Here is a 23,255-nt window from a genome sequence, read left to right on the forward strand (position 1 = left end):
TGTATAGTTGTGATCTATTTAACCTTGTTTACGTAACACTTTTTACGTAAGTTAGATTACCTTAATTACCTAATTTAGATAATCTTAAGCTAATCATTCACTTGGAGTTAGTAATATGCGTTACAAATTAAAACTCGCTACGGCATATTTATGCTTATCTAGCTTATCTCCGGTTAGCTTTGCTAATAATGACTTACCAGAAATTGGTACAGTAGGCGCTGGCGCATTGACCATTGAAAAAGAAAAGCAATATGGCTGGGCATTTAATATGATAGCTAATCAAGCTTTGCCTATTATTCGGGATCCAGTGTTAAATCATTATATATCTGAACTTGGGCAAGATATCGTCAGTCATTCAGACTCTGTAAAATTACCTTTTAAATTTTTCTTAGTAGAAGATGAAGATATTAATGCAGCTGCTTTCTTAGGGGGAAATGTAAAGATTAACACAGGGTTATTTTTGTACGCTGAAACAGAAAGTGAGTTGGCAAGTGTTATTGCACATGAAGTAGCACACATTACACAACGTCATTTAGCTCGAATGTTAGAACAACAAGCGCTTAATAATCCAACTTCAATAGCAGGTTTAGCTGGTTCAATATTATTAGCACTGGTTTCACCAGCAGCTGGATTAGCAGCATTATCAACAACGATAGCCGTCAATATTCAAAGCCAAATTAACTATACTCGTTCACATGAATATGAAGCAGATCGCATTGGTATTCAAACATTGGCAAACGCTGGCTTTGACCCTTATGGAATGGCTGATTTTTTCGGTAAATTAGCTGAAAAGTACAAATATGCTAGTCTACCGCCACAAATGCTATCAACTCATCCCTTGCCTGAAGCTCGCCTTTCAGAAGCACGTTTACGTGCTAGCAGATTGAAAAAAACGCATATAAAAAATAGTTTAGATTATCACCTTAGCAAAGCGCGCATCACAGTCAGGTTTCATCGTTTAACAGCGCCGACACTGATTAACCAATATCAAAGTCAGCTGCAAAATCATAAATATCAATTCAAAGAAGCAGCTGAATATGGTTTAGCATTGGCTTACTTTAAAAATGAGAAGTTTGAACAAGCTGAAAAGATTAATAACCAATTAATTAACGATGATCCTAATAACCTCTTTTTTATTGACTTAGCAGCTGATATTTCATTAGCAACCAAACATGTGCAACAAGCGATTGATTCACTAACCTCTTATGAACATCGTTTTCCTAGTAATGAAGTCATTTTGTTAAATTTAGTCGTAGCACTTAAACAAGACAAACAATATGCATTAGCAGATAAGAAAATAGAATACTTTTTGCGATCTCACCCTGATCATATCTTAGGGTACTTATTAGCAATCGATCTATATAAAAGGATGCATGAAAAAGCCAAAGAATTTGCAATGAGAGCTGAATATTTAGCATTACTAGGACGATTTAAAGAAGCATCTGAAAAAATGAGCAGTGCCTTAGCTTATACAGAAAAAAAGCTAGATCAAGCACGCTATAGTGCCAAAATTGAAGAGTTTAAACGCGATGATATTCGTTTAAAAGCCTTACAAGATGAATAATTAATTTTTAATAAATTTATTAAATAACACATATAATCTTTAAATAATATTATAAAAAAATTTGGTTAAATTCATTGTTTTATAAAAACATATGAAATTAAAAACCATAACAGTAATACCAATTATATTAAATAAATGTGCTAAATTTTACGGAAGAAAATGACTTAGTTTAAGGCGTAAATTGAGGTGTTTCGAAGATTAACTTAGTTAATCGTCTCTCTGAGAATTAACAAAAAGATGTTAATGAGTGTAATTATATCATGCGTTAATCTGTTGTGATTTTACTAAAAATATAATCGAATTAGCGAGCGAATAAACTCACTAATCCGAAAACGTTTATTTAAAAAATAGGCACGTATGATATTAAGCTTGTAATCTTTTTAAGAAATGTAATTCTTTACTATTATCAGCAATAAATCCCATTTTAATTAAGTAATTACGATGCATATAATGGTTCGCAACAGCTTTTAAAACTTTAACACCTCTTTTCTGTAAAAAATGTTGATTAGTTTTAAAGTAGTAAGTACCTAATTTATAATCACGATATTTAGGCACAACATAATCTAAATAGATTTCAAAACAACCGTCCTCATTTAAATCACCAACTAATAATCCAGCAATACTGTCATTACGCAACATATAAAAAACACGATTAGCTTGGTACAACTGTTGTACTGAAACTTGCTTTGTTATTTCTACCTCATTGTTACCAATAAAATGTCGAAGATACTCTGAGTCAATTGAAGTAGAAACGATTTTAAACTCTTCTTTTGTTGCATAAATCTTATATAAGAAATAGACATTAATAACAGCAATGCCAAGATTCATAATCATGGTAGGCCATGAATTGATAAAATAAGCAAAAGCAGCAAACAATAAACAACCAATAAAATTAATTAGGCGTAATTTAATAATTGAACTCATTGTTAATGAGATCAGCACCACTAAAGATGCACAATAACCAAACCATTCAACCCAATTTATTGAGTTTAACTCAACCATATAACTCGCTCCGATAAATAAAATACAACTGTCATCACCCCATAAAAGTGGGTAGCACACTTTACGCCATTTAGACTCGCATAATAAGCGCAAATTAAATAGATAATGAGATTGAAATCAAAGTAGTTTGAGAAATTATAAATTTTTCATGTAAATAATTAAAATTAAGTTCAAAAATATTACTTTCAAATTTATGGTGAATAATAAAAAGTTAAAATTATAGTACTTCATAGCAATGACATTTTTAGAATCAAGAATAGAATATTCCTTAATTCATAAAGATAATCAGACAAAGAAATTTGTATTTAATCATCTATTTATCATTATAATGATTTATAACATCCCAAATATAATTCACATGAGAGTCTTATGGAGCACAACCTATTATTGCTGTTTATTCCCACTTTTTTCGCCGTGTCAATTACACCAGGAATGTGCATGACCTTAGCAATGACGTTAGGTATGACGATTGGTATTCGACGTAGTTTATGGATGATGCTTGGAGAATTAGTCGGTGTTGGCTTAGTCGCTTTATCAGCCCTGATTGGTGTCGCGACTTTATTGCTCGCTCGACCTAATCTATTTTTATTCTTAAAATATGCAGGTGGTGCATATTTATTATACCTTGGTATACAAATGTGGCGCTCTCGTGGAAAAATGGCCATCCCTGCCACACCTATAAATCAAGATTCAGTCAAGCGTACCGCATTAATTAGCCAAGGCTTTATTACGGCCATTGCTAACCCTAAAGGCTGGGCATTTATGATTTCACTACTACCTCCTTTTATTAATGCCGATAACGCGTTATTACCACAAGCAACACAGTTAATCGCTGTTATCTTATGTTTTGAGCTAACCTGTATGCTTATTTATGCAACGGGTGGCAAAACATTGCGACATCTATTACAACAACAAAGCAGTGTTAAGTTGTTAAATCGAATTGCAGGCTCAATGATGATGTTAGTCGCTGTATGGTTAGTAGTCAGCTAAATTGACGCCTCAAATGATAAAAAGCGTACGCCTTGTGGCGGGCAAGTTTCAATGGAAAGTATTACCAAACCACTTGTCTCAAATACTTTAAAAAACAATTTGAATATTCCAGAACCATGGCAGCAATGGTGGGAAAGCAGTAGTGCAGATCGGTTCTATGTGAATGATCTGTTTATTCTTAAATTAGCCAATGCAGACTAGCGTTATTATTCACATTAAGTAATACCAATCACAATAAATAGCTTATCTATTTTACTTGTTAAAACAGCCCACTTCCTCGTTGTAAATTTCATAAAGGGAACAGCCATTAAAGAATTAACATCTTTTGGTTAATTCTCCGATAGACGATTAACGAAGTTAATCTTCGAAAGGCTCAATTTACGCCTTGAATTGAACTGTTTTTCCAGCGCAAAATTTAGATAACATATTTAATGTAATCGGTATAAACGTTAATGAAAGTGAATATGAAAGCTCTATGACCAGATAACAAAAAAGCGCCGAAGCGCTTTTAATCAAAATAGTCATTATTCAGTTTTATTACTTATTAGTGATCGTAATGCCATTATCTGCAATCACGATATCGCCATTCTTATATAATTGACCAATGGCTTTTTTAAAGTTGCCTTTACTCATTTTCAAAATTTTAGCAATTTGATCTGGGCTACTTTTATCTGATAATGGTAAAAATCCATCATGTTGTCTAAGCGTTAATAATATACGGTCAGATAAACCATCCATTTTCGCATAACCTGTTTGTGTTAAGCTTAAATCAATTTTTCCATCTTCACGAATACGTCTAATATAACCTTTACACTTTTTACCAATACCAAGGTCACCAAAGACATCATTTTCAAAAATAACGCCCCAGTGTTTATGGTTAATAATCGCTTTAAAACCAATATCAGTACGGTCTGCAATGAGTAAATCAACTTTTTCACCGACTTTATATTCAGCAGGTACTTTATCTAAAAACCGATCTAATTTAGATGAAGCAAGTAAACGCTCACTAATATCATCTTGATATACATAAACGACATAACCAAAGCCAGTTTTCATTGCTACTTTTTGTTGGTTAAATGGTACCAATAAATCTTTTGGTAATCCCCAATCTAAAAAGGCACCTGCCCGGTTAGTATCGATTACTTTTAACGAAGTAAACTCACCAGCAATCGCTTTTGCTTTTTGTGTCGTTGCAATTAAACGGTCTTCAGAGTCGAAATATAAAAATACTGTAATACTGTCACCAATATTCATTTCATCAGTAACATAACGCTTTGGTAATAATACCTCTCCAAAATTTTGTCCTCCATCTAAATAGAGTCCAAAATCCACTTCTTTAACGATGTTAAGTTCGTTATAAGTGCCTACTTTAATCATAATTCTCTCTTTTTAAATAACCCTCATCATATGAAGATTTTAGTGTTTAGTTTTTATTGTTTAGGCTTATCGATAACGGCAACAGTTAACCTTGAAGTACACACTAATTGCTGACGCTCATTACAAATTTCTATCTGCCAAATTTGCGTACTATAACCAATATGCACTGCGGTTGCGGTTCCCGTTACTATGCCTTTCTTAATACTTCTAATATGGTTAGCGTTCACTTCCAACCCGACGCAGACTTTATCGTCTGCTACCGCTAAATTTGCAGCAACGCTACCGAGCGTTTCAGCTAAAACAACTGATGCGCCACCATGTAATAATCCATGAGGTTGATGCGTCCTATTATCCACAGGCATAGTACCTTGGATAAAATTATCACCGACCTTAGTGTATTCGATGCCTAACAGTTCAATAATAGTATTTTCACTTATTGTATTTAAGCGACTTATTTCTGTGCTTTTTTTCCAAATACTCATTGCACCCTCTACTATTCTGTTGGCCTCTACTTTCATTCAGCGTCTTATAATAAACTCAGTAATGCTTGTACTGGATGCTTAAGTGTTTCACCCTCAATACGTTTTACCTGGCTACGACAAGAGTATCCCGTTGCAACACATTGTGCTCTATCACGTTTTGCTATTTCAGCTTCCCAACTCAAACTATAAATCGCTTTTGACTCGTTAAGTTTACCTGCATCATGACCATAGGTTCCAGCCATACCACAACATCCCACTGCGACCTCTGATAATGAGCCACCAAAATGTTTGAAGATAGATGACCAGTCATTTGCCGAGGTAGGCTCAGCCGTTTTTTCAGTACAGTGGCCTAACAAGAAAAAGTCTGCATTTTCAGATTTTTTAGGTTCGCCTGATAATCGCGGTTTTAACCATTCTTGAAATAGTTGAACATTAAACTGACCACGTTTTTCACCTAACGCTAGCTTATATTCGTCACGATAACATAATACCATCGCAGGATCTGTCCCAACCATGGCAATATCTAACGCAGCCATTTGATTCAAAAACTCAGCTGAATCATTAGCCGTTTTAGCAAATTTACTTAAAAAGCCTTTAATATGCTGTGGCTTACCATTAGGTTTGAATGGTAAAACAACAGGCTTATAACCTAATTTTTTAATCGCTAATATCAAGTCACGTACTACGTCTGCATCGTAATAAGTAGTGAATGGGTCTTGCACGATCAATACATACTGTTCACGTTGCTCAGCCGTTAATGCTTGTAATCTTTCTAAATCAAACTCTGTAATATCATTATCTTTCAATGCTGATTTTAGTGTTGGAGATGAAAGTTGCGGAATATCCACCATACCGACTATTTTTTCAGTCAAAACAGACGTCACTTTCAACCCAGTAAAGAAGTTAAAAAAGCGTGGCATTGTTCCCATTATTGGAGCGTATTGTTCAACATAAGCAACAAAATAATCTTTCACAGGGCGTAAATAACGGTCATGGTATAAATGAATGAAGCGAGATCTAAACGTAGGCACATCAACTTGCACAGGACATTGACTGCTACAAGCTTTACACGCTAAGCAGCCTTGCATTGCTTCCATCACTTCATGTGAAAAGTCATATTCGCCATTGCGTTTAGCTAACGTATTTTTGAATTTAGTAAAAATACTCGCATTTTTGCCTGCGTACAAATCACTTTCTAATTGTAGAACATCAATATCGTTATTCGCTAATTGACGTAACCATTCACGCATTAAGCCAGCACGACCTTTTGGTGAATGAACACGATCCCGAGTGACTTTAACAGACGGACACATTGGTGATTTAGTATCATAGTTAAAGCACAAACCGTTACCATTACAATCAACGGCCTGTTTGTAACTTTCTCGTATTTTTATCGGAATTTGTCGATCAAAGGTGCCGCGCTTAACTGCATCAACACTCACTAACTGATCCGTTGAATCAATTGGTGTACAAATTTTTCCTGGGTTAACTCGGTTTTTTGGATCAAACGCAGCTTTAATTTTTCTTAATTCATTGAATAAAACATCACCGAAAAAATCAGGGCCATATTCACTACGGAAACCTTTGCCATGCTCGCCCCACATCAAACCTTTATACTTAGCCGTTAAGGCAACGACTTTGTCTGATACTTCACGCATCAGTTTTTCTTGTTCTGGGTCACATAGATCTAATGCAGGACGTACATGTAAAACACCGGCATCGACATGACCAAACATGCCGTAATGCAAACCTTTATCATCCAACAATTGACGGAATTCAATAATATATTGCGCTAAATTTTCAGGCGGAACACAGGTATCTTCAGCAAAAGCGATCGGTTTTGCACGGCTATCGGCTTTACCTAATAAACCGACTGCTTTTTTGCGCATACCGTAAATTTTGTTAATGTCGCTTAAATCACTACAAATTTGATAGCCGATCACACCTGCTTGTTTATGACTGATCAACCCATCTAGCATAATAATCAATGCATCGATTTTTTGTTGTTGGATCGTTTCATCAGCTTCTGCAAATTCAACGATGTTAATGCCGTCTAGTACTTGCCCAGGTACATCGCTAATTAAATCTTTTACGCTATGCCAAACGATATCTTGCTTCGCTAGGTTTAATACTGTGGAATCGACTGTCTCAACAGATAATGCATTCGCTTCAACTAAAAAAGGGGCATTTTGTAAAGCTGATTGAAAACTATCATATTTGATATTGAACAAAGTACGATAAGTTGGAATTTTTTGAACGTGTAACGTAGCTTCAGTAATAAAGGCTAACGAGCCTTCAGCGCCACACAAAATACGCGTTAAATCAACAATCCCAGATTCTGGATCATAAACATGTTTTAGGTCATAACCGGTTAAGAAGCGATTTAATTTAGGAAAAGTATCTTCAATATTTTGCTGTTGAGTTTCACAGGTATCAATGACTTGACGATAGATAGCACCAATAGCATCGTCTCGTTCAACTTGTTCAATCAAATCAACTGGCAATAGACGTTTAGTTTCTAACAAGCTACCGTCAATTAATACCGAGGTTAACGCAAGAACATGGTCACTTGTTTTACCGTAAAGTAATGAACCTTGCCCTGATGCATCATTACTGATCATGCCACCAATAGTTGCACGGTTACTTGTGGATAAATCAGGAGAGAAGAATAAACCATGTGGTTTTAAATAATCGTTTAATTGATCTTTAACAACACCTGTTTGAACACGAACCCAACCTTCCGCCGCATTAATTTCAAGAATATTGTTCATGTGTTTCGATAAATCTAGCACAATATCATTGGTCAAAGATTGACCATTAGTGCCCGTACCGCCACCACGAGGGGAAAAACGAATATCGATAAATTCAGGTAATTGAGCAAGCTGACAAATGACAATAATATCTTCTGTCGATTTAGGGTAAATAACCGCTTGTGGTAAACATTGATAAACACTGTTATCGGTTGCAACGGCTAAACGGCTTGCATAACTTTTAGCTATTTCACCTGCATAATCACTTTCGCTTAATGCTTTGATAAACGCAAAAGTATCCTGCTTGATATTCTCTTGGTGGTTTAAGTTTGGGATCATGTGTAGAGCGCTCTAATTCAGTAATGGTATTTTGAAGATAAAATAGACGAAGATGATAGCATAATTAACAATAAAATAAGGATTTAGAACATAAATGATCACTGTGAAAGCGAATATTTAAACATTATTTAAGATAGTAATTATCATTAAGTTTAAAGTTTATTTTTAATTACTGAACGTTAAAGGAGATTAAATTTAAATACTAACCTCTAAGTTAATGCTTTATTAGGTAAAGGCAACATTAGGTAGGATTAATATTAAAAGAAAGAATCATGGACAAAGCACAGTATAAATAAAGAAAATGATCAGTAGAAATAGATTGAGCCATTATTATAGTTATATCAATTACATTAAATAAGCTTTCTAAGTTGTACGCAGGAAAATGTTTTAGTTTAAGGTATAAGTTGAGGCCTTTCCAAGGTTAACCAAAAGATATCAATGCTTTAATGGTTTCTCTCTTTACGACACTTACAACGAATCAATAAGTTATTTTAACAAGTAAAATAGGTCAGCTAATTAATATGATTGGTATAACCATCCAATGTTAGGTTTAAATGCAGTTATTACTTATCAAGTTGCCTTTAAACCTCAACAATCGTGATTTATCAAAAAGCGTAATTAGTCAACTTACTTGGTGGAAATTCAGGCTCTTTCACAACCACTGGAGCGACAGGTTTAGGTAGTTCAACTGCAGGTGTTGGAGGCGATACAATGACAACAGGAGCAAGTTGCTCATATTCTTTTTCTTTTTGACTTAAGCATGCAAAAACTAACGTAGTTTTAGTATCATTACCAAAGAAGCCAGTATATTCGTTGAGATGTTTTACTTCCATAAAACGATTTTTCTCTAAGCAATATTCATTCGCTTGAGAAAGAATAGAAGCTAATAGCTTATCTTCTTTATCTGAAAAAACAGTTTGCTCTTTACTAATAAGGTAACTATCTTCTCCAGCTTCAATAGGGCCGATAGAATTCGTTGAACAACCACTTAACAATAAAAAACTGAACATGAAGATTAATGCTTTAACAACCATCGCTATTTTCTCAACTCGTATAAAATATGTATTTAGGCATCGAGTGCCAGTACAAAAATATAGATTATACGTAATTTAAATATTAATTTCACGCTTTTGAATATGTCAAAATATTAATCAATATAACACCTCTAAATATCCTAGTTAATCATCACTAAAATTTTACGGCTAGAGAGTATTATGAAAAAATTTATAGCCATAAAAAAAGCCAATATCGCATTGCTAATATTGACTTTTTTATGGTTATTAAGTGTTTGGTTTATTAACAGTTAAAGACTGCTTTTAATTGCTTACTTAAGTAATAAACTACTAATAGTTTCTATGCCATGCCCCTTACCGCCAACAGCCCACTTGCTATTTGCAGCAAGTTGATAACTTCCAGACAAATCAAAATGTATCCAGTTTTGTTCTGGCGTTTTCATAAATTTAGCTAAAAACGCTGCAGCCGTAGATGCACCAGCCATGCTTTCACCACCGCTGTGGATATTAGCAATATCTGCAAATGCAGATCCAATTTGTTGTAAGTGAAAAGACTCTAATGGTAAACGCCAAAGTTTTTCATTTACTTCTTTTGCCGCTTCTAAAGCAGAATCGGTAAACTCATCATCCATACTTAAAATACAATTATAATCACGGCCAACCGCTGCTTTAGCTGCACCAGTTAAGGTAGCAGCATCAATAATTTGTTTCGCACCATCTTCTTGTGCTGCAATTAAACCATCTGCAAGCACTAAGCGCCCTTCAGCATCGGTATTCAATACTTCAACACTAACACCATTTTTATAATTAATGACATCACCTAGTTTGAATGCTTTACCACTAATCATGTTTTCAGCACAACAAAGATATAACTTAACACGCTTTTGCAATCCAGTTGCAGCAGCCAATGCTAATGCGCCAGTAACCGTTGCCGCACCACCCATATCACTTTTCATTGCCGCCATAGAAGGGCTTGGTTTTAAACTATAACCACCAGAGTCAAACGTAATACCTTTACCTACTAAAGCAAAATCAACGGGAGCGTCTTCATCACCACTTGGATTATAATCAAGTTGCAACATACATGGCATATTCACACTGCCTTTACCAACTTCATAAATTCCCACATAACCATCTACATTAAGTTGCTCACCAAAAATAAGTTTATATTTTAATGGGACTTTATCTGCACACACTTGTTCTAATAATAAACATGCTTTTTCACATAATACTTCAGGTGTAACTATTGCAGGGCCTAAGTTAATCGTCTCTCTTACCCATTCACTAATAAGCTTCTTTGTTTTAAGTGCATCAATGGCCTCTTCGTCTAATTCAGGGAATTCAATATCAGCACCTGTTTTAGCATTATAGAAACCTTGGCAAAATGCCCAACATAAATCTGAATTCCATTGTTCTCCAACTAACTTCATTTTAGGCAAAGACATGTTGTCTAATTTACGAGCCGCACTTTGTACTTGAGATAAAACATCGTCTCTATAATTGATATGAATAGTAGCTTGTTGTTGGTCAAAAGATAATAAAGCGTCATTTCCCCAAACTGGGTTAGCTTTTTGATCTGATAAATTTACTAAAAATGGTTGGTTCATAACATTCCTTAATGGGTATAAACGCGAGTCTTAGCTCGCGTTTATACATTGATACTATTAGTCATTTTCATCAATCCAATTGAGTTGAATTGCTTCTAGAATACGTTCACTACAATGCTCAGGGTCATCATCAAAATCGTCTAATGCTAACACCCAATCTCGTAGGTCTGTAAAGCGGATAGTGAGTGGATCTTGCTTTGGATATTGTTCAATTAATGCAAGTGCAATTTCTAAAGAATCGGTCCATTTTAATATCATTAAGTTATCCTTAAAATAAAATTGGGTTAATAACTGCTTTTAACTGACTACATGAATAAAAGATTAGCATTCAATAAATAATACTAATTTAAATAAGTATGTGTCTAATCTTACTCTTAAGTAAGAAGGTTGTTCAAGGCAAATGCATATCTGTTTCATAAAATTCAAATAGATAAAATCTACCGCATAGAATATTGATATGAACGATGTCAAGTTGGCAGTTATAAAAGAGAATAAGAGTGGGCGAGTAAATCGTGTATTGAAGCGGTAAGCTTAACGCTATCAAGCTGAGAATTGAAAAAATAGCTAACCAAATTGGTTAGCTATTTTATTATAGTTAACATTATGTATGCTGACTATAATAGCTTAATGTTAATAACTAGTGATTTTCTGAAACAATATTAACCGTATACTTTGGAATTTCAACGACTAAGTCTTCACCTTTAAGGCAAGCTTGACACCCTAAGCGAGACTCTGATTCAAGCCCCCAAGCTTTGTCTAACATATCGTCTTCTAACTCATCACTTTCTTCTAATGAATCAAAACCTTCACGAACTACAACATGACAAGTTGTACAAGCGCATGATTTCTCACAAGCATGTTCAATATGAATATGATTTTTCAAAGCAACATCTAAAATCGTTTCGCCATCTTCAGCTTCAACAACTAAACCATCTGGACATAGTTCTTCATGTGGTAAAAATATAACTTTTGGCATCTTAAAACCTTTCTTTTATTAAATTTAGCTTAAATTTCGTCAACGGTGTGACCCGTTAAAGCAGCTTTGATTGATACATCCATGCGTCGTTCTGCATAGCTATCAGTTAATTTATCAATTGCTTCAATCGCTTCTTTAATAGCATTAACATCACTACCATTTGCAAGTGTCAATAACGCATCAATAGCCGTTGCTATTTGTGTGTATTCTTGTTCATTAAGTAATTGCTTGCCATCTTTTTGCATTGCAGCTTGTAGGTTTTCAACAACACGTTTAGCTTCTACTTGTTGTTCTACTAACATACGCGCTTGAATGTCTTTTTCAGCAAAGGTCATCGAGTCAGACAACATTCCCATGACCTGTTCATCACTTAAACCATAGCTTGGTTTAACTTCAATGTATGCCTGTACGCCAGATGATTTTTCCATCGCAGTTACGCTCAATAATCCATCGGCGTCAACTTGGAAAGTAACACGTATATGTGCTGCACCTGCTGCCATAGGCGGAATATCAGTTAATACAAATTTAGCTAATGAGCGACAGTCTGATACTAATTCACGTTCACCTTGTAAAACATGGATCATCATTGCCGTTTGACCATCTTTAAACGTCGTAAACTCTTGTGCACGTGCAACAGGGATAGTGGTATTACGTGGAATCACTTTCTCAACCAGCCCCCCCATTGTTTCTAAGCCTAAAGATAATGGTAGAACATCTAATAGTAACATTTCAGAATCAGGTTTATTACCGACTAAAATATCTGCTTGAATAGCTGCACCAATTGCTACCACTTTATCAGGGTCAATACTGGTTAATAATGTTTTACCAAAAAACTCAGCAACTTCAGTCCGTACTAATGGAACGCGTGTAGACCCACCAACCATTACAACTTCAACGATTTCTTCCAAACTAGTATTGGCATCTTTTAACGCACGTTTACAAGCCCGTACCGTTTTTTTCACTAACTTAGCGATTAATTGCTCAAAGATAGATTTTGATAATACACCTGACCATTGAACTTCTTGTAAGGTTATTTCAACTTGCTCATTATCTGTTAATGATTGTTTTGCTGCACGTGCCGATTTTAACAATTCTTGTTGTAATTGTGGTGTTATTTTACCACTAATACCGGCTTCTGATTGTATCCATTCAGCAATAGCCAAATCAAAATCATCGCCACCTAACGCTGAATCACCACCAGTAGCTAATACTTCAAAAACACCTTTATGTAGATGTAAGATAGAAATATCAAAAGTGCCACCACCTAGATCATAAACGGCGATTAATCCTTCTTTACCAGAGTCTAATCCATAAGCGATCGCTGCTGCAGTTGGTTCGTTTAACAAACGTAGTACATGCAAACCAGCTAAACGTGCGGCATCTTTTGTGCCTTGACGTTGCGCATCATCAAAATAAGCAGGCACAGTGATCACAACACCACTCAATTCACCCTGTAAACTTTCTGTTGCACGATGCGCTAATACTTTAAGAATTTCAGAAGAAGCCTGAACTGCATTAATAGGACCACATACTGTTTCAATTTGCGCTAAACCACTTTCATGGGCAGAAAATTCATAGGGTAAATGTGTTTGGTCTAAATCAGTTAAAGATTTTCCCATTAATCGTTTGGCAGATACTAATGTATTCAAAGGATCGCTAACTGACTTTTCTAATGCTTTTTTACCCACCAAAACTTGCGGAGTATTCTCAGCAGATAATGCATAATTAACTACTGATGGCAGCATATCTTGCTGCTCGACATCGGTTAGTGTTGTCGCTTTACCACTACGCACAGTAGCGACTAATGAATTGGTCGTTCCTAAATCAATGCCAACAGCTAATTTATGCTCATGAGGAGCTGCCGATTGACCAGGTTCTGCAATTTGAAGTAATGCCATGCGTTTATAATCCTATTATTTCCGAATACTGCTAGTTAGATAATTAGCGAAAGAAATTAGTCGAATAACTTCTCTTCTAATAACTCTATTTCAACTTGCAGTTTTAACATAAATTTTAATTTACGAACAAGATTTGCTGTTTGCTCTAACTGCTCTGTTTCTAAAGCGGTTTCAATTTCTGTTTCTAAACCGTTAACGAGTGCTGAAATCTCTTTGTCAAAATCTTCAATCTGATCTTCGTCATCAGCAGTAAAGTCAGCTATTTTTTCTCGCCATTCCATTTGCTGCATTAAAAAACCAGTGTCTTGCAGAGTACGCTGCTCTAATTCAATATCTAAGCCATTTAGTTTTAATAAATATTGAGCACGAAGGCAGCTATCTTTTAAGGTTTGGAAAGCATCATTAATTTCAGTACTTTTTTGCATTGCCTGTAAACGGGTTCGATCGTCTTGCATTGCAAACTTATCAGGGTGATATTGTTTTTGTAAGTCACGGTAGGTTTGAGATAACCGAGTTTTATCAACAGAAAAAACAGCAGGTAGAGAAAATAACTCAAAGTAATTCAAAACAATTTCCTAACTTGGTAAACACCGATTCTATTTAAATTAACTGAGCAAACTCCACATGGGTTAATTCGCGATTCAATAAAATTGGCATAAGAATAAAACAACAAAGTCTGACCATACAAACGTATCGGTCAGACTTCATGATATTAATACAGCGTCATTTATACGCTAAAGCTTTCACCACAACCACATTCACCATCGATGTTTGGATTGTTAAATTCAAAACCTTCATTAAGACCTTCTTTAACAAAATCTAATTCAGTTCCATCTATATAAAGTAAGCTTTTTTTATCAACAATGATATTAACACCATTATCAGTGAACATTTCATCGTCATCATTCAGAACATCTACAAACTCAAGCACATAAGCCATTCCAGAACAGCCTGATGTTTTAACACCGAGACGTAGACCTAAGCCTTTACCGCGGTTCTTTAAAAAGTTTGATACATGCTTTGCAGCAGGTTCTGTTAGTGTAATAGCCAAAATTGACTCCGTTTATTTAATTCACAAACAAGTTTAAATGACGATCAAAGATCGTCACTTGACCTTATTTTTTAAGCGTTTTTACTTTTATAATCTTCAATTGCTGCTTTAATTGCATCTTCTGCAAGAATAGAACAATGAATTTTAACTGGCGGTAATGCAAGTTCAGCTGAAATATCTGTATTAGAGATTTTTGCAGCATCTTCTAGTGATTTACCTTTTACCCATTCTGTTACTAATGAGCTTGAAGCAATTGCACTACCACAGCCGTAAGTTTTGAATTTAGCGTCTTCGATAATACCGTTAGCATCGATTTTAAGTTGTAATTTCATTACATCACCACAAGCTGGTGCGCCAACCATACCTGTTGCAACGCTTTTGTCATCTTTATCAAATGAGCCTACGTTACGTGGGTTTTCATAATGGTCGATTACTTTTTCGCTATAAGCCATGAGTGTATTCCTTGTATTCGTTGAATAATGTTTACGTGCGTATTAATTAATGGTGTGACCATTCAATACTGTTAATGTCGATGCCTTCTTTGAACATATCCCATAGAGGCGACATATCACGTAAACGACCGATGTTTTCACGGATAATTTTAATTGCATAATCAATTTCAGCTTCTGTCGTGAAACGACCAATACTGAAACGGATTGAGCTATGTGCTAATTCGTCATCACGACCAATGGCACGTAATACATATGAAGGCTCAAGGCTTGCAGAAGTACATGCGCTACCAGAAGAAACAGCTAAATCTTTTAATGCCATTACTAATGATTCGCCTTCAACATAGTTAAAGCTGATATTGATGTTACCTGCAACGCGGTTTTCTAATGAGCCGTTTACATAAACTTCTTCCATATCGCTTACACCGTTAAGTAAACGGTTACGCAATGCTAGAACACGTTCGTTTTCACTAGCCATCTCTTCTTTTGCGATGCGGAAAGCTTCACCCATAGCAACAATCTGATGTGTTGCTAATGTACCACTACGCATACCGCGTTCGTGTCCACCACCGTGCATTTGAGCTTCTAAACGAATACGAGGTTTACGGCTAACATACAATGCACCGATACCTTTAGGGCCATAAATTTTATGAGCAGAGAAAGAGATTAAATCGACTTTCATTTTTTGCACATCAATCTCGATTTTGCCGGCACTTTGTGCTGCGTCAACATGTAAGATTGTTTTATTTGCACGACATAACTCGCCGTACGCAGCAATATCTTGGATAACACCAATTTCGTTATTAACATGCATTAAACTTACTAATACCGTGTCATCACGTAGTGCTTCTTTTAATTGCTCTGGTGTTACAATGCCGTCTTCTTTCGGGTCAAGGTAAGTCACTTCGAAACCTTCACGCTCTAACTGGCGACATGTATCTAAAACGGCTTTATGCTCAGTTTTAGCGGTAATAATATGCTTACCTTTTTTCTGATAAAAATGCGCAGCACCTTTAATCGCAAGGTTATTTGATTCAGTCGCACCTGAAGTAAACACTATTTCACGAGAGTCAGCATTAAGTAAGTCTGCAATTTGCTCACGAGCAATATCTACAGCTTCTTCTGCTTGCCAACCGAAACGGTGAGAACGAGATGCTGGGTTACCGAAGTCACCATCTGTTGATAAATACTGCACCATTTTTTCAACAACACGAGGATCAACGGGGGTAGTTGCTGAATAATCAAGATAAATTGGTAATTTCATTTTTTTCTCCACTGCCTCTATTTCGAGATAATATTCAGCAGTTCGCTATTAGTAAATTTATTATTCTGTTGTTCTGACACGTTTTGCACATGTTCGCTGGCCATTAATTCTTCTAATGTAATGCCATCTAAAAACGAACTAATACGCGTACTTAACTGTTCCCATAAAGAATGGGTAAGACACTGCACTCCGTCCTCTTGGCAAGCGCCCTTTCCTGAGCATTTTCGCACATCAACACTTTCATTCACTGCATCAATGATCATTGACACTGAAATCTCTGATTTTCTTTTGCCCAATTTGTAGCCGCCACCGGGGCCACGCACACTGCTCACTAATTCTTTTTGTCTGAGCTTAGAAAATAACTGCTCTAAATATGAAAGTGATATTCCTTGGCGCTCAGAAATCTCAGCAAGAGGTACAGGGCCATTGTGCTCTTTTATCGCGACATCTAGCATCGCAGTAACCGCATAACGGCCTTTTGAAGTTAATTTCATATAGAGTTCGCTATTAATGAGTGTTAATTAATTAAATCAGTTAATTGACGAGTGACTTAATACAAATATTATAAATACCTGACAAAATTAGTCAAGTAAATACCTGACAAAATTAGTCGGGTATTAAACACCTTAATTTGCTCACATAAACAGCGCTACATTTACCCAAACTTAATTTTATTTTTTATTAGTGTCTTTTTCTTTCTCTGTATTATCTTCAATAATAGTTATTGATTTTTGCATACTACTGAAAATACCACGAAGCATTCTTAATTCATTAATTTCAGGTCTAGCTCGATTAAATAAACGACGTAATTTATCCATTACTAATCCAGGATGAGCTGGCACAATAAATCCGATTTGGAATAATGTTTTTTCAAGATGTGCAAGCATCCCTTCAAAATCAGAGGCTCTTGGATATTCTTCCACCACTTCAGGAAAGGCTTCTGAAGCTAACGATGCCATACGAACTTCATAGCTTAATGTTTGTACTGCCATTGCTAAATTTAGCGAGCTATAGTCTGGATTTGCAGGAATAAACACATGAAAATGGCACTTTTGTAGTTCATCATTAGTTAAACCACTATTTTCACGTCCAAACACTAATGCAACTTTATGCTTTTTACTTTCGCTTGCTGCTTTAACGCCCATTTCTCTTGGGTCTAACATAGGCCAATCAAGGGTTCTAGGTCGAGCGCTTGCTCCAACAACGAGTCCACAATCAGCAATACCTTCGTCGAGTGTTTTATAGACTTTGTGATTTTTTAATACATCACTTGCGCCTGCAGAAAGTGCAACAGATTTACCATCGATTTCACATTCAGGATCAATCAACACTAAATCAGTTAAACCCATTGTTTTCATTGCTCTAGCAGCGCTGCCAATGTTGCCAGGGTGAGAGGTGCCAATTAATATAATGCGAACATTGTCTAGCATTGTTTTTCCTTCGTCATTCAGTGAATTTTTTGAGCACAAAGTTTAGCACTGTTTATGTAACAACTAAACCACTCAGAGCGAGCATTTTAGACTAAATATAGCAGTTATGGTCTAAAGAGAAGTACTAAAAATGCTCTGAAGAATATTTCTTATAAAAGAAGTAGATTATTTGGAACCCATAAAACGAAAACGTATTATTATGCAGTCATAGGATAGCTTTAAATTAATCTTGCCACTTTTGAATTAATCTTTGCTAATAATAGAGCTTATTATATAAATATAGATATCGAGGAACGACTTCACGTCAGTTAAATAACAACTGATTTTTACATTATGATGTCGGTAGAATAAGCTTGCATTTATTCTTAAGCAGCAGCTAATAACAATCACACTAAATTAACTGATCTATTTTACTGGTCAAAATAACTTATTTTTTCATTGTCAATTTCACAAAGACAACAACCATTAAAGAATTAACCTCTTTTGGTTAATTCTCCGACAAACGATTAACGACGTTAATCTTCGAAAGGCTTCATTTGACGCCTTAAACTAAGTCATTTTTCCTGCCCAAAATTTAGATCTATTATTTAATGTAATCACTATAGTCCCATACAGAAGATGACTTTTAATGTTCAATAATGTTTACTTAACAGGCTAAAATTCAAGCGATTAAAATATTGCACAATTATGTGACCTGTGTATAATTTCGCGCCGAAGGAATCTCCCTTCATGTTCTTTTAAAATCTAATGGTGATCCTATGCATCCAATGTTAAATATTGCGATTCGTGCTGCGCGTAATGCGGGTAAAGTAATTGTTAAAGGTTATGAAAATTTAGAGTCTGTTGAAGTTGAAGAAAAATCACTTAACGACTATGTAAGCAGCGTTGATAAAGAAGCTGAATTAGCAATTATTGGAACGTTACGTAAATCTTACCCAGACCACAGCATCGTAGCTGAAGAGTCAGGTATTGATAACGGTGCAGATACTGATCACCAATGGATTATTGACCCACTAGATGGGACTACAAACTTCATTCACGGCATTCCTCATTTTGCTGTTTCAATTGCATTAAAAATCAAAGGCCGTACTGAAGTCGGTGTTATTTTTGATCCAATTCGCAATGAATTATTCTCTGCTGTTCGTGGCCAAAGCGCACAAATCAATGGTTACCGTACGCGTACAAGTACTGTACCAAAACTAGCGGGTACTTTATTAGCAACTGGTTTCCCATTCAAACAAAAATATAACCTTGAAACTTACCTGAACATCTTCCAAGACTTCTTTACTGATGTTGCAGATATGCGTCGTGGTGGTAGTGCAGCACTAGATTTAGCTTATGTTGCAGCTGGTCGTATGGATGGTTTCTGGGAATTTGGTTTAAAACCATGGGATATCGCTGCAGGCGAATTATTACTTAAAGAATCTGGCGCAATGATGACAGACTTTAATGGTGGTAACGATTACTTCAAGACTGGTGATGTTGTTGCTGCTAATCCAAAGCTTTTAAAAGAAATGTTAACAGTTATCCGTAAGCATAACGCTTAATTGTTAAACTGATAAAACCATTAGATTTAAAATAAACCAGATCATTCGGTCTGGTTTTTTTATGTCTGCTTTATAAACTTTCCTTACATAATACCAAAAGAATTAATAAGGTGCTCATTCTTGCTGGTTAAAATCACCCCTAACTGCGTTGTGAGTTTTGAAGTTAGAACAACTATCTCCTACAAATCACGCCTTATTAGTGTTAATTTTTCCTGCGCAATCTCTGATCACTTATTTAATTCCATTGGTATAAATACCTTCCTATTAACCCTTACGATAATTCACAAAGCCTTACTCACATTACATAACAATATGAACTTAACCTTATCGGCTTCTAACGCTGAGATACTATTAACATACTAAAATAAATCATCACGATACCAGACAGCCTTTGTGTCCAACGATTCAACCATGAGCTTTTCTGTTGTTGTAGGTTTTTTAATTTATCGACCAATGCAATGAGTAAACTAAACCAGCAAAAGATTAATAGCGCATGGATAGCAACAAACAAGAAAGCAGTCGTAAGGTGCTCATCATCAAAACCAATAAATTGCGGGAAAGCAGCTAAATAGAACATTGATACTTTAGGATTGAGCAATTGTGTTAAAAAGCCTTCATTAAAACAGCTAATAAAACGTCTTTTGATTAATGTAGTGGGTTTAGAGCGAGGTGTTTCATTTTGTTCATCAAAACCAGTTGATTGTTGTAAATTGTTTTTTACCTCGCTTTTAAAAGAAGCATAAAGCGCTTTTATACCAATATAAAAAAGATAAGCAGCTCCTAATAGTTTAACCGCCATGAAGAGTTCAGCTGATTGCAAAATCAATGCAGACAACCCAAAGATAGACAAACCTCCATGGATAAAGGTGGCGGTACAAATGCCTAATAAATTGATCAATGCTGAAGATTTAGGATTGTTGGCAATTGTTTTTAATATCAATACGCCATTAGGGCCCGGTGAAATAACTAATAACAAAGCAACCAAACTAAAAGCTAACATTTCATTCATATCAATAGACCTCCCTATCCATGGACTACTTAAAACGGCTTATACGATATAAACACCAAGCTGCTTTACTTTCGCAATGTTAAATTAATACTAACCACTGCATGGTCAGTACTTTCACCATCAACATCAAAGCTGGGGTTAATTAAATGTTTATCAGTATTAATATAATCACTGACTTCAAAATAACTTGATTGCTCAGCAGCATCAAACTCACTAGAAAGCAGAATATAGTCTAATACCGAACTACTTTGACCAAAATAATGTGTCGCACCACGTGTTAATAACTTATCAGCTTCAACTTCTTGGTTCGCATCGCAAGTCATTTGCTTATTAGCTTTATGGTTGGCTTCATATAAATCCCAAGCATCTCGTAAGGTATAAAACTTAACTAACCTTTGCTGATTTTGATCGTTATTAAATAACATATTAGGCGTCATTAGATGCGCTAGAATGCCATCCTTTAATGGGTTATTAAAATCACCCATTAACATCATTGCATTGCCCTTTTTAGATCGTCTTTCGATCATCTGCATCATTAGTAACGTCGCTTCGCTGCCTCGTTGAATAGAGGACGCCCAACCACCAGCAACCTGTGCTTTGAATTGCGATAATACATTACCTTCTAATGAACTTAATTTATCGACCTCCCCCTGCCATGAAGCACGTTTAGATTTAAAGTGCACAACATAACAATCACATAATCCTAAATGAGGAAGCTCAACAGTTGCCCTTACCACTTGACGGCTAAAGTTAAATGCTTCCGTTAAACCTAATTGCACAGCAAGTTCTTTATCAACACTCACCGCAGTGGCTTCTGTAATAGGAAATTTACTGGCTAAGGCCACAACGGGATCTCGATAAATAAAATCATCAATGACTGTTGGCTTATCTACTACAGCAAAATATTCATAACCTTGTTTTTTTACCAATATCTCAAGAGCTTCAATACTAAAGACCTCTTGAAACCCGATAATATCAGGTTGATGTTTTTGCAAATAAGAAGCAATCCAATTTTCCTTTTTTTGCCACTGCTCTGCTGAATAGATACGATCAAAATCATAAAATGCATCAGGAGGAGCAAGGTAATTAAACAGGTTAAAAGTTGCTACTTTAATTTGCGTTTGTTCAACTTGTTCCGTTGATGATAAATCATCACTAGAAGCTTCATTATTGGCAGATAGAAGGGAAATAGAATTAATGGGCACAAAATCCTCTTTTCTACTCATGTTTAATCATCATTATTGAGACTGATGATTAAACATGAATAAGATAAATTATTAATTAAACAATAGTATCGCACAGAGAAGTCAGAGTATAAGCATAAATCCCCCTTATCATTTATTTATTCCTTTTAAAGTCTTAGATTTAAAGTGAATAATAGTGGAGACAGAGAAACTATAAAATAGCCACAGAATATGTAGTCTATTCATTGGTTATTTTATTAAAGTAGTTTGTAATACTATCTTGCTGCAAACTAATATCACCAATATTAGAAGCAACCCACTGCTGATCATAATAGCTATTAGCGTAACGTTCACCACGATCGCACATCAATGTAACAATCGAACCTGTTTGTCCTTGTTCAATCATTTTTTGCGCTAGTTTTAACACTCCGAACATATTGGTGCCTGTACTTGCCCCCACTTTTCGCCCTAATAATGACGCAGTCCATAACATCGCAGCGATAGATTGTTTATTATCAATGCAAAACATATTATCAATGACAGACGCGATAAATGAAGGCTCTACACGAGGTCGACCAATGCCTTCTATTAAACTCCCTTTACAATTAATTAACTGCTTATCTCCAGTAAAATAATAATCATAAAAAACCGAGTTTTCAGGATCAACGACCGTTAATTCTGTGCTTAATTGATGATAGCGAATATGGCGTCCAATAGTTGCACTGGTGCCACCGGTTCCTGCACTCATTACAATATGCTTTGGCACAGGATGTGGCTCATGTTGCATTTGTGTAAAAATTGAATCTGCAATATTGTTGTTACCACGCCAATCTGTTGCCCGCTCAGCATCAGTAAACTGATCCATATAATACCCATTTAACTCTTTTGCTAAACGCTCTGATTCCGCATAAATTAAGTGGGTTGAATCCACTAAGAAACACTCTCCACCATAACGTTTTATTTCTGTTATTTTTTGTATGCTGGTTGTTTTAGCCATCACGGCAATAAAGCGTAATCCTAATAAACGAGCAAAGTACGCTTCGGAAATAGCAGTACTGCCAGATGAGGCTTCAATGATCACCGTATTCTCTTTGATATTGCCATTGCATAATGCATATAAAAATAAAGAACGTGCTAATCGATGTTTTAGACTGCCTGTTGGATGAGTACTCTCATCTTTAAGGTAAATGTCGATGCCTTTTAACTGTGGCAAATCAACTTTAATTAAATGAGTATCAGCAGTGCGTTGAAAGTCGGCTTGGATGTTAGCAATTGCAGAATTTACCCATTGACGTTGATTATCCATAATATTTATCCTGTTTA

22 protein-coding genes are annotated in these 23,255 nt (G+C 35.6%); 4 read left to right on the forward strand and 18 right to left on the reverse strand.

Going from position 1 to position 23,255, the window contains the following annotated elements:
* The first annotated feature begins 115 nt into the window (after positions 1–115).
* Positions 116–1,564 (forward strand): beta-barrel assembly-enhancing protease, encoded by a 1,449-nt coding sequence (locus GQR59_RS12235; RefSeq protein WP_160063118.1) that lies wholly within the window; start codon positions 116–118, stop codon positions 1,562–1,564.
* A 363-nt stretch (positions 1,565–1,927) separates the two neighbouring features.
* Here the strand turns inward: GQR59_RS12235 and GQR59_RS12240 are convergent, their stop codons facing one another.
* Entirely contained in the window at positions 1,928–2,566 is a 639-nt protein-coding gene (locus GQR59_RS12240) for a GNAT family N-acetyltransferase (RefSeq protein ID WP_160063120.1), read from the reverse strand.
* A 369-nt stretch (positions 2,567–2,935) separates the two neighbouring features.
* On the opposite strand from GQR59_RS12240, the gene GQR59_RS12245 reads away from it, so the two are divergent.
* Together GQR59_RS12245 and GQR59_RS12250 are read left to right on the forward strand one after the other, a co-directional pair.
* The gene (locus GQR59_RS12245) at positions 2,936–3,556 is read left to right on the forward strand and encodes a LysE family translocator (protein ID WP_160063122.1); all 621 of its coding nucleotides are present in this window, start codon (positions 2,936–2,938) and stop codon (positions 3,554–3,556) included.
* Positions 3,557–3,607: 51 nt separating this feature from the next.
* Positions 3,608–3,757, forward strand: coding sequence for a hypothetical protein (locus GQR59_RS12250; RefSeq protein WP_160063124.1), 150 nt, complete (start codon positions 3,608–3,610; stop codon positions 3,755–3,757).
* A gap of 336 nt (positions 3,758–4,093) precedes the next feature.
* On the opposite strand, the gene GQR59_RS12255 is transcribed toward GQR59_RS12250, so the two are convergent.
* The 14 genes from GQR59_RS12255 to trmJ all read right to left on the reverse strand — a co-directional run bounded on the left by GQR59_RS12255 (position 4,094) and on the right by trmJ (position 18,192).
* Positions 4,094–4,933, reverse strand: coding sequence for a CvfB family protein (locus GQR59_RS12255; RefSeq protein ID WP_160063126.1), 840 nt, complete (start codon positions 4,931–4,933; stop codon positions 4,094–4,096).
* A 53-nt stretch (positions 4,934–4,986) separates the two neighbouring features.
* A complete protein-coding gene (locus GQR59_RS12260) occupies positions 4,987–5,451 on the reverse strand; it encodes a hotdog fold thioesterase (protein WP_236546755.1) in 465 nt (154 codons plus the stop codon).
* An 8-nt stretch (positions 5,452–5,459) separates the two neighbouring features.
* Complete coding sequence (gene ydiJ, locus GQR59_RS12265; RefSeq protein ID WP_160063128.1) at positions 5,460–8,504, reverse strand: D-2-hydroxyglutarate dehydrogenase YdiJ; 3,045 nt, start codon at positions 8,502–8,504, stop codon at positions 5,460–5,462.
* Between the two features lie 605 nt (positions 8,505–9,109).
* Complete coding sequence (locus tag GQR59_RS12270) at positions 9,110–9,538, reverse strand: hypothetical protein (protein ID WP_160063130.1); 429 nt, start codon at positions 9,536–9,538, stop codon at positions 9,110–9,112.
* A gap of 290 nt (positions 9,539–9,828) precedes the next feature.
* Positions 9,829–11,124, reverse strand: a complete 1,296-nt coding sequence (gene pepB / locus GQR59_RS12275; RefSeq protein WP_160063132.1) for an aminopeptidase PepB — start codon at positions 11,122–11,124, stop codon at positions 9,829–9,831.
* A 57-nt stretch (positions 11,125–11,181) separates the two neighbouring features.
* Positions 11,182–11,382 carry a Fe-S cluster assembly protein IscX gene (gene iscX / locus GQR59_RS12280; RefSeq protein WP_160063134.1) on the reverse strand — a complete coding sequence of 67 codons (201 nt, stop codon included), beginning with the start codon at positions 11,380–11,382 and terminating at the stop codon, positions 11,182–11,184.
* A 379-nt stretch (positions 11,383–11,761) separates the two neighbouring features.
* A complete protein-coding gene (fdx, locus tag GQR59_RS12285; RefSeq protein ID WP_137297788.1) occupies positions 11,762–12,100 on the reverse strand; it encodes an ISC system 2Fe-2S type ferredoxin in 339 nt (112 codons plus the stop codon).
* A gap of 29 nt (positions 12,101–12,129) precedes the next feature.
* Complete coding sequence (gene hscA / locus GQR59_RS12290; protein WP_160063136.1) at positions 12,130–13,998, reverse strand: Fe-S protein assembly chaperone HscA; 1,869 nt, start codon at positions 13,996–13,998, stop codon at positions 12,130–12,132.
* A 56-nt stretch (positions 13,999–14,054) separates the two neighbouring features.
* Entirely contained in the window at positions 14,055–14,564 is a 510-nt protein-coding gene (hscB, locus tag GQR59_RS12295; RefSeq protein WP_160063138.1) for a co-chaperone HscB, read from the reverse strand.
* 161 nt (positions 14,565–14,725) lie between these two features.
* A complete protein-coding gene (gene iscA, locus GQR59_RS12300) occupies positions 14,726–15,049 on the reverse strand; it encodes an iron-sulfur cluster assembly protein IscA (protein WP_160063140.1) in 324 nt (107 codons plus the stop codon).
* Positions 15,050–15,120: 71 nt separating this feature from the next.
* Entirely contained in the window at positions 15,121–15,501 is a 381-nt protein-coding gene (gene iscU, locus GQR59_RS12305; protein ID WP_137297784.1) for a Fe-S cluster assembly scaffold IscU, read from the reverse strand.
* 46 nt (positions 15,502–15,547) lie between these two features.
* Positions 15,548–16,762 (reverse strand): IscS subfamily cysteine desulfurase, encoded by a 1,215-nt coding sequence (locus GQR59_RS12310; protein ID WP_160063142.1) that lies wholly within the window; start codon positions 16,760–16,762, stop codon positions 15,548–15,550.
* Between the two features lie 17 nt (positions 16,763–16,779).
* Positions 16,780–17,256 (reverse strand): Fe-S cluster assembly transcriptional regulator IscR, encoded by a 477-nt coding sequence (iscR, locus tag GQR59_RS12315; protein ID WP_160063144.1) that lies wholly within the window; start codon positions 17,254–17,256, stop codon positions 16,780–16,782.
* Positions 17,257–17,433: 177 nt separating this feature from the next.
* Entirely contained in the window at positions 17,434–18,192 is a 759-nt protein-coding gene (gene trmJ / locus GQR59_RS12320) for a tRNA (cytosine(32)/uridine(32)-2'-O)-methyltransferase TrmJ (RefSeq protein WP_160063146.1), read from the reverse strand.
* Positions 18,193–18,950: 758 nt separating this feature from the next.
* Here trmJ and suhB point away from each other — a divergent pair.
* Positions 18,951–19,739, forward strand: a complete 789-nt coding sequence (gene suhB / locus GQR59_RS12325; protein WP_160063148.1) for an inositol-1-monophosphatase — start codon at positions 18,951–18,953, stop codon at positions 19,737–19,739.
* A 334-nt stretch (positions 19,740–20,073) separates the two neighbouring features.
* Here suhB and GQR59_RS12330 read toward each other — a convergent pair whose 3' ends face one another.
* The 3 genes from GQR59_RS12330 to GQR59_RS12340 form a co-directional block, all read right to left on the reverse strand.
* A complete protein-coding gene (locus tag GQR59_RS12330; protein WP_160063150.1) occupies positions 20,074–20,748 on the reverse strand; it encodes a LysE family translocator in 675 nt (224 codons plus the stop codon).
* 65 nt (positions 20,749–20,813) lie between these two features.
* A complete protein-coding gene (locus GQR59_RS12335; protein ID WP_236546756.1) occupies positions 20,814–21,974 on the reverse strand; it encodes an endonuclease/exonuclease/phosphatase family protein in 1,161 nt (386 codons plus the stop codon).
* A 196-nt stretch (positions 21,975–22,170) separates the two neighbouring features.
* Positions 22,171–23,238 (reverse strand): PLP-dependent cysteine synthase family protein, encoded by a 1,068-nt coding sequence (locus GQR59_RS12340; protein ID WP_160063152.1) that lies wholly within the window; start codon positions 23,236–23,238, stop codon positions 22,171–22,173.
* Positions 23,239–23,255: the final 17 nt, after the last annotated feature.

The sequence above is a fragment of the Psychromonas sp. L1A2 genome (assembly GCF_009828855.1).
In the GTDB taxonomy this organism is placed as follows: Bacteria; Pseudomonadota; Gammaproteobacteria; order Enterobacterales; family Psychromonadaceae; genus Psychromonas.

Bases quoted from the DNA above. Each gene is read 5' to 3' on its own strand.
- iscX (WP_160063134.1), bottom strand. From the start codon at position 11,382: ATGATATTAAAATGGACCGATTCTTTAGAAATTGCACTTGCATTAATT.
- GQR59_RS12250 (WP_160063124.1), top strand. From the start codon at position 3,608: ATGGAAAGTATTACCAAACCACTTGTCTCAAATACTTTAAAAAACAAT.
- GQR59_RS12310 (WP_160063142.1), bottom strand. From the start codon at position 16,762: ATGAAATTACCAATTTATCTTGATTATTCAGCAACTACCCCCGTTGAT.
- iscU (WP_137297784.1), bottom strand. From the start codon at position 15,501: ATGGCTTATAGCGAAAAAGTAATCGACCATTATGAAAACCCACGTAAC.
- hscA (WP_160063136.1), bottom strand. From the start codon at position 13,998: ATGGCATTACTTCAAATTGCAGAACCTGGTCAATCGGCAGCTCCTCAT.
- ydiJ (WP_160063128.1), bottom strand. From the start codon at position 8,504: ATGATCCCAAACTTAAACCACCAAGAGAATATCAAGCAGGATACTTTT.
- GQR59_RS12240 (WP_160063120.1), bottom strand. From the start codon at position 2,566: ATGGTTGAGTTAAACTCAATAAATTGGGTTGAATGGTTTGGTTATTGT.
- GQR59_RS12255 (WP_160063126.1), bottom strand. From the start codon at position 4,933: ATGATTAAAGTAGGCACTTATAACGAACTTAACATCGTTAAAGAAGTG.
- GQR59_RS12340 (WP_160063152.1), bottom strand. From the start codon at position 23,238: ATGGATAATCAACGTCAATGGGTAAATTCTGCAATTGCTAACATCCAA.
- trmJ (WP_160063146.1), bottom strand. From the start codon at position 18,192: ATGCTAGACAATGTTCGCATTATATTAATTGGCACCTCTCACCCTGGC.
- suhB (WP_160063148.1), top strand. From the start codon at position 18,951: ATGCATCCAATGTTAAATATTGCGATTCGTGCTGCGCGTAATGCGGGT.
- pepB (WP_160063132.1), bottom strand. From the start codon at position 11,124: ATGAACCAACCATTTTTAGTAAATTTATCAGATCAAAAAGCTAACCCA.
- GQR59_RS12330 (WP_160063150.1), bottom strand. From the start codon at position 20,748: ATGAATGAAATGTTAGCTTTTAGTTTGGTTGCTTTGTTATTAGTTATT.
- GQR59_RS12270 (WP_160063130.1), bottom strand. From the start codon at position 9,538: ATGGTTGTTAAAGCATTAATCTTCATGTTCAGTTTTTTATTGTTAAGT.
- GQR59_RS12260 (WP_236546755.1), bottom strand. From the start codon at position 5,451: ATGAAAGTAGAGGCCAACAGAATAGTAGAGGGTGCAATGAGTATTTGG.
- GQR59_RS12235 (WP_160063118.1), top strand. From the start codon at position 116: ATGCGTTACAAATTAAAACTCGCTACGGCATATTTATGCTTATCTAGC.
- GQR59_RS12335 (WP_236546756.1), bottom strand. From the start codon at position 21,974: ATGAGTAGAAAAGAGGATTTTGTGCCCATTAATTCTATTTCCCTTCTA.
- iscR (WP_160063144.1), bottom strand. From the start codon at position 17,256: ATGAAATTAACTTCAAAAGGCCGTTATGCGGTTACTGCGATGCTAGAT.
- GQR59_RS12245 (WP_160063122.1), top strand. From the start codon at position 2,936: ATGGAGCACAACCTATTATTGCTGTTTATTCCCACTTTTTTCGCCGTG.
- fdx (WP_137297788.1), bottom strand. From the start codon at position 12,100: ATGCCAAAAGTTATATTTTTACCACATGAAGAACTATGTCCAGATGGT.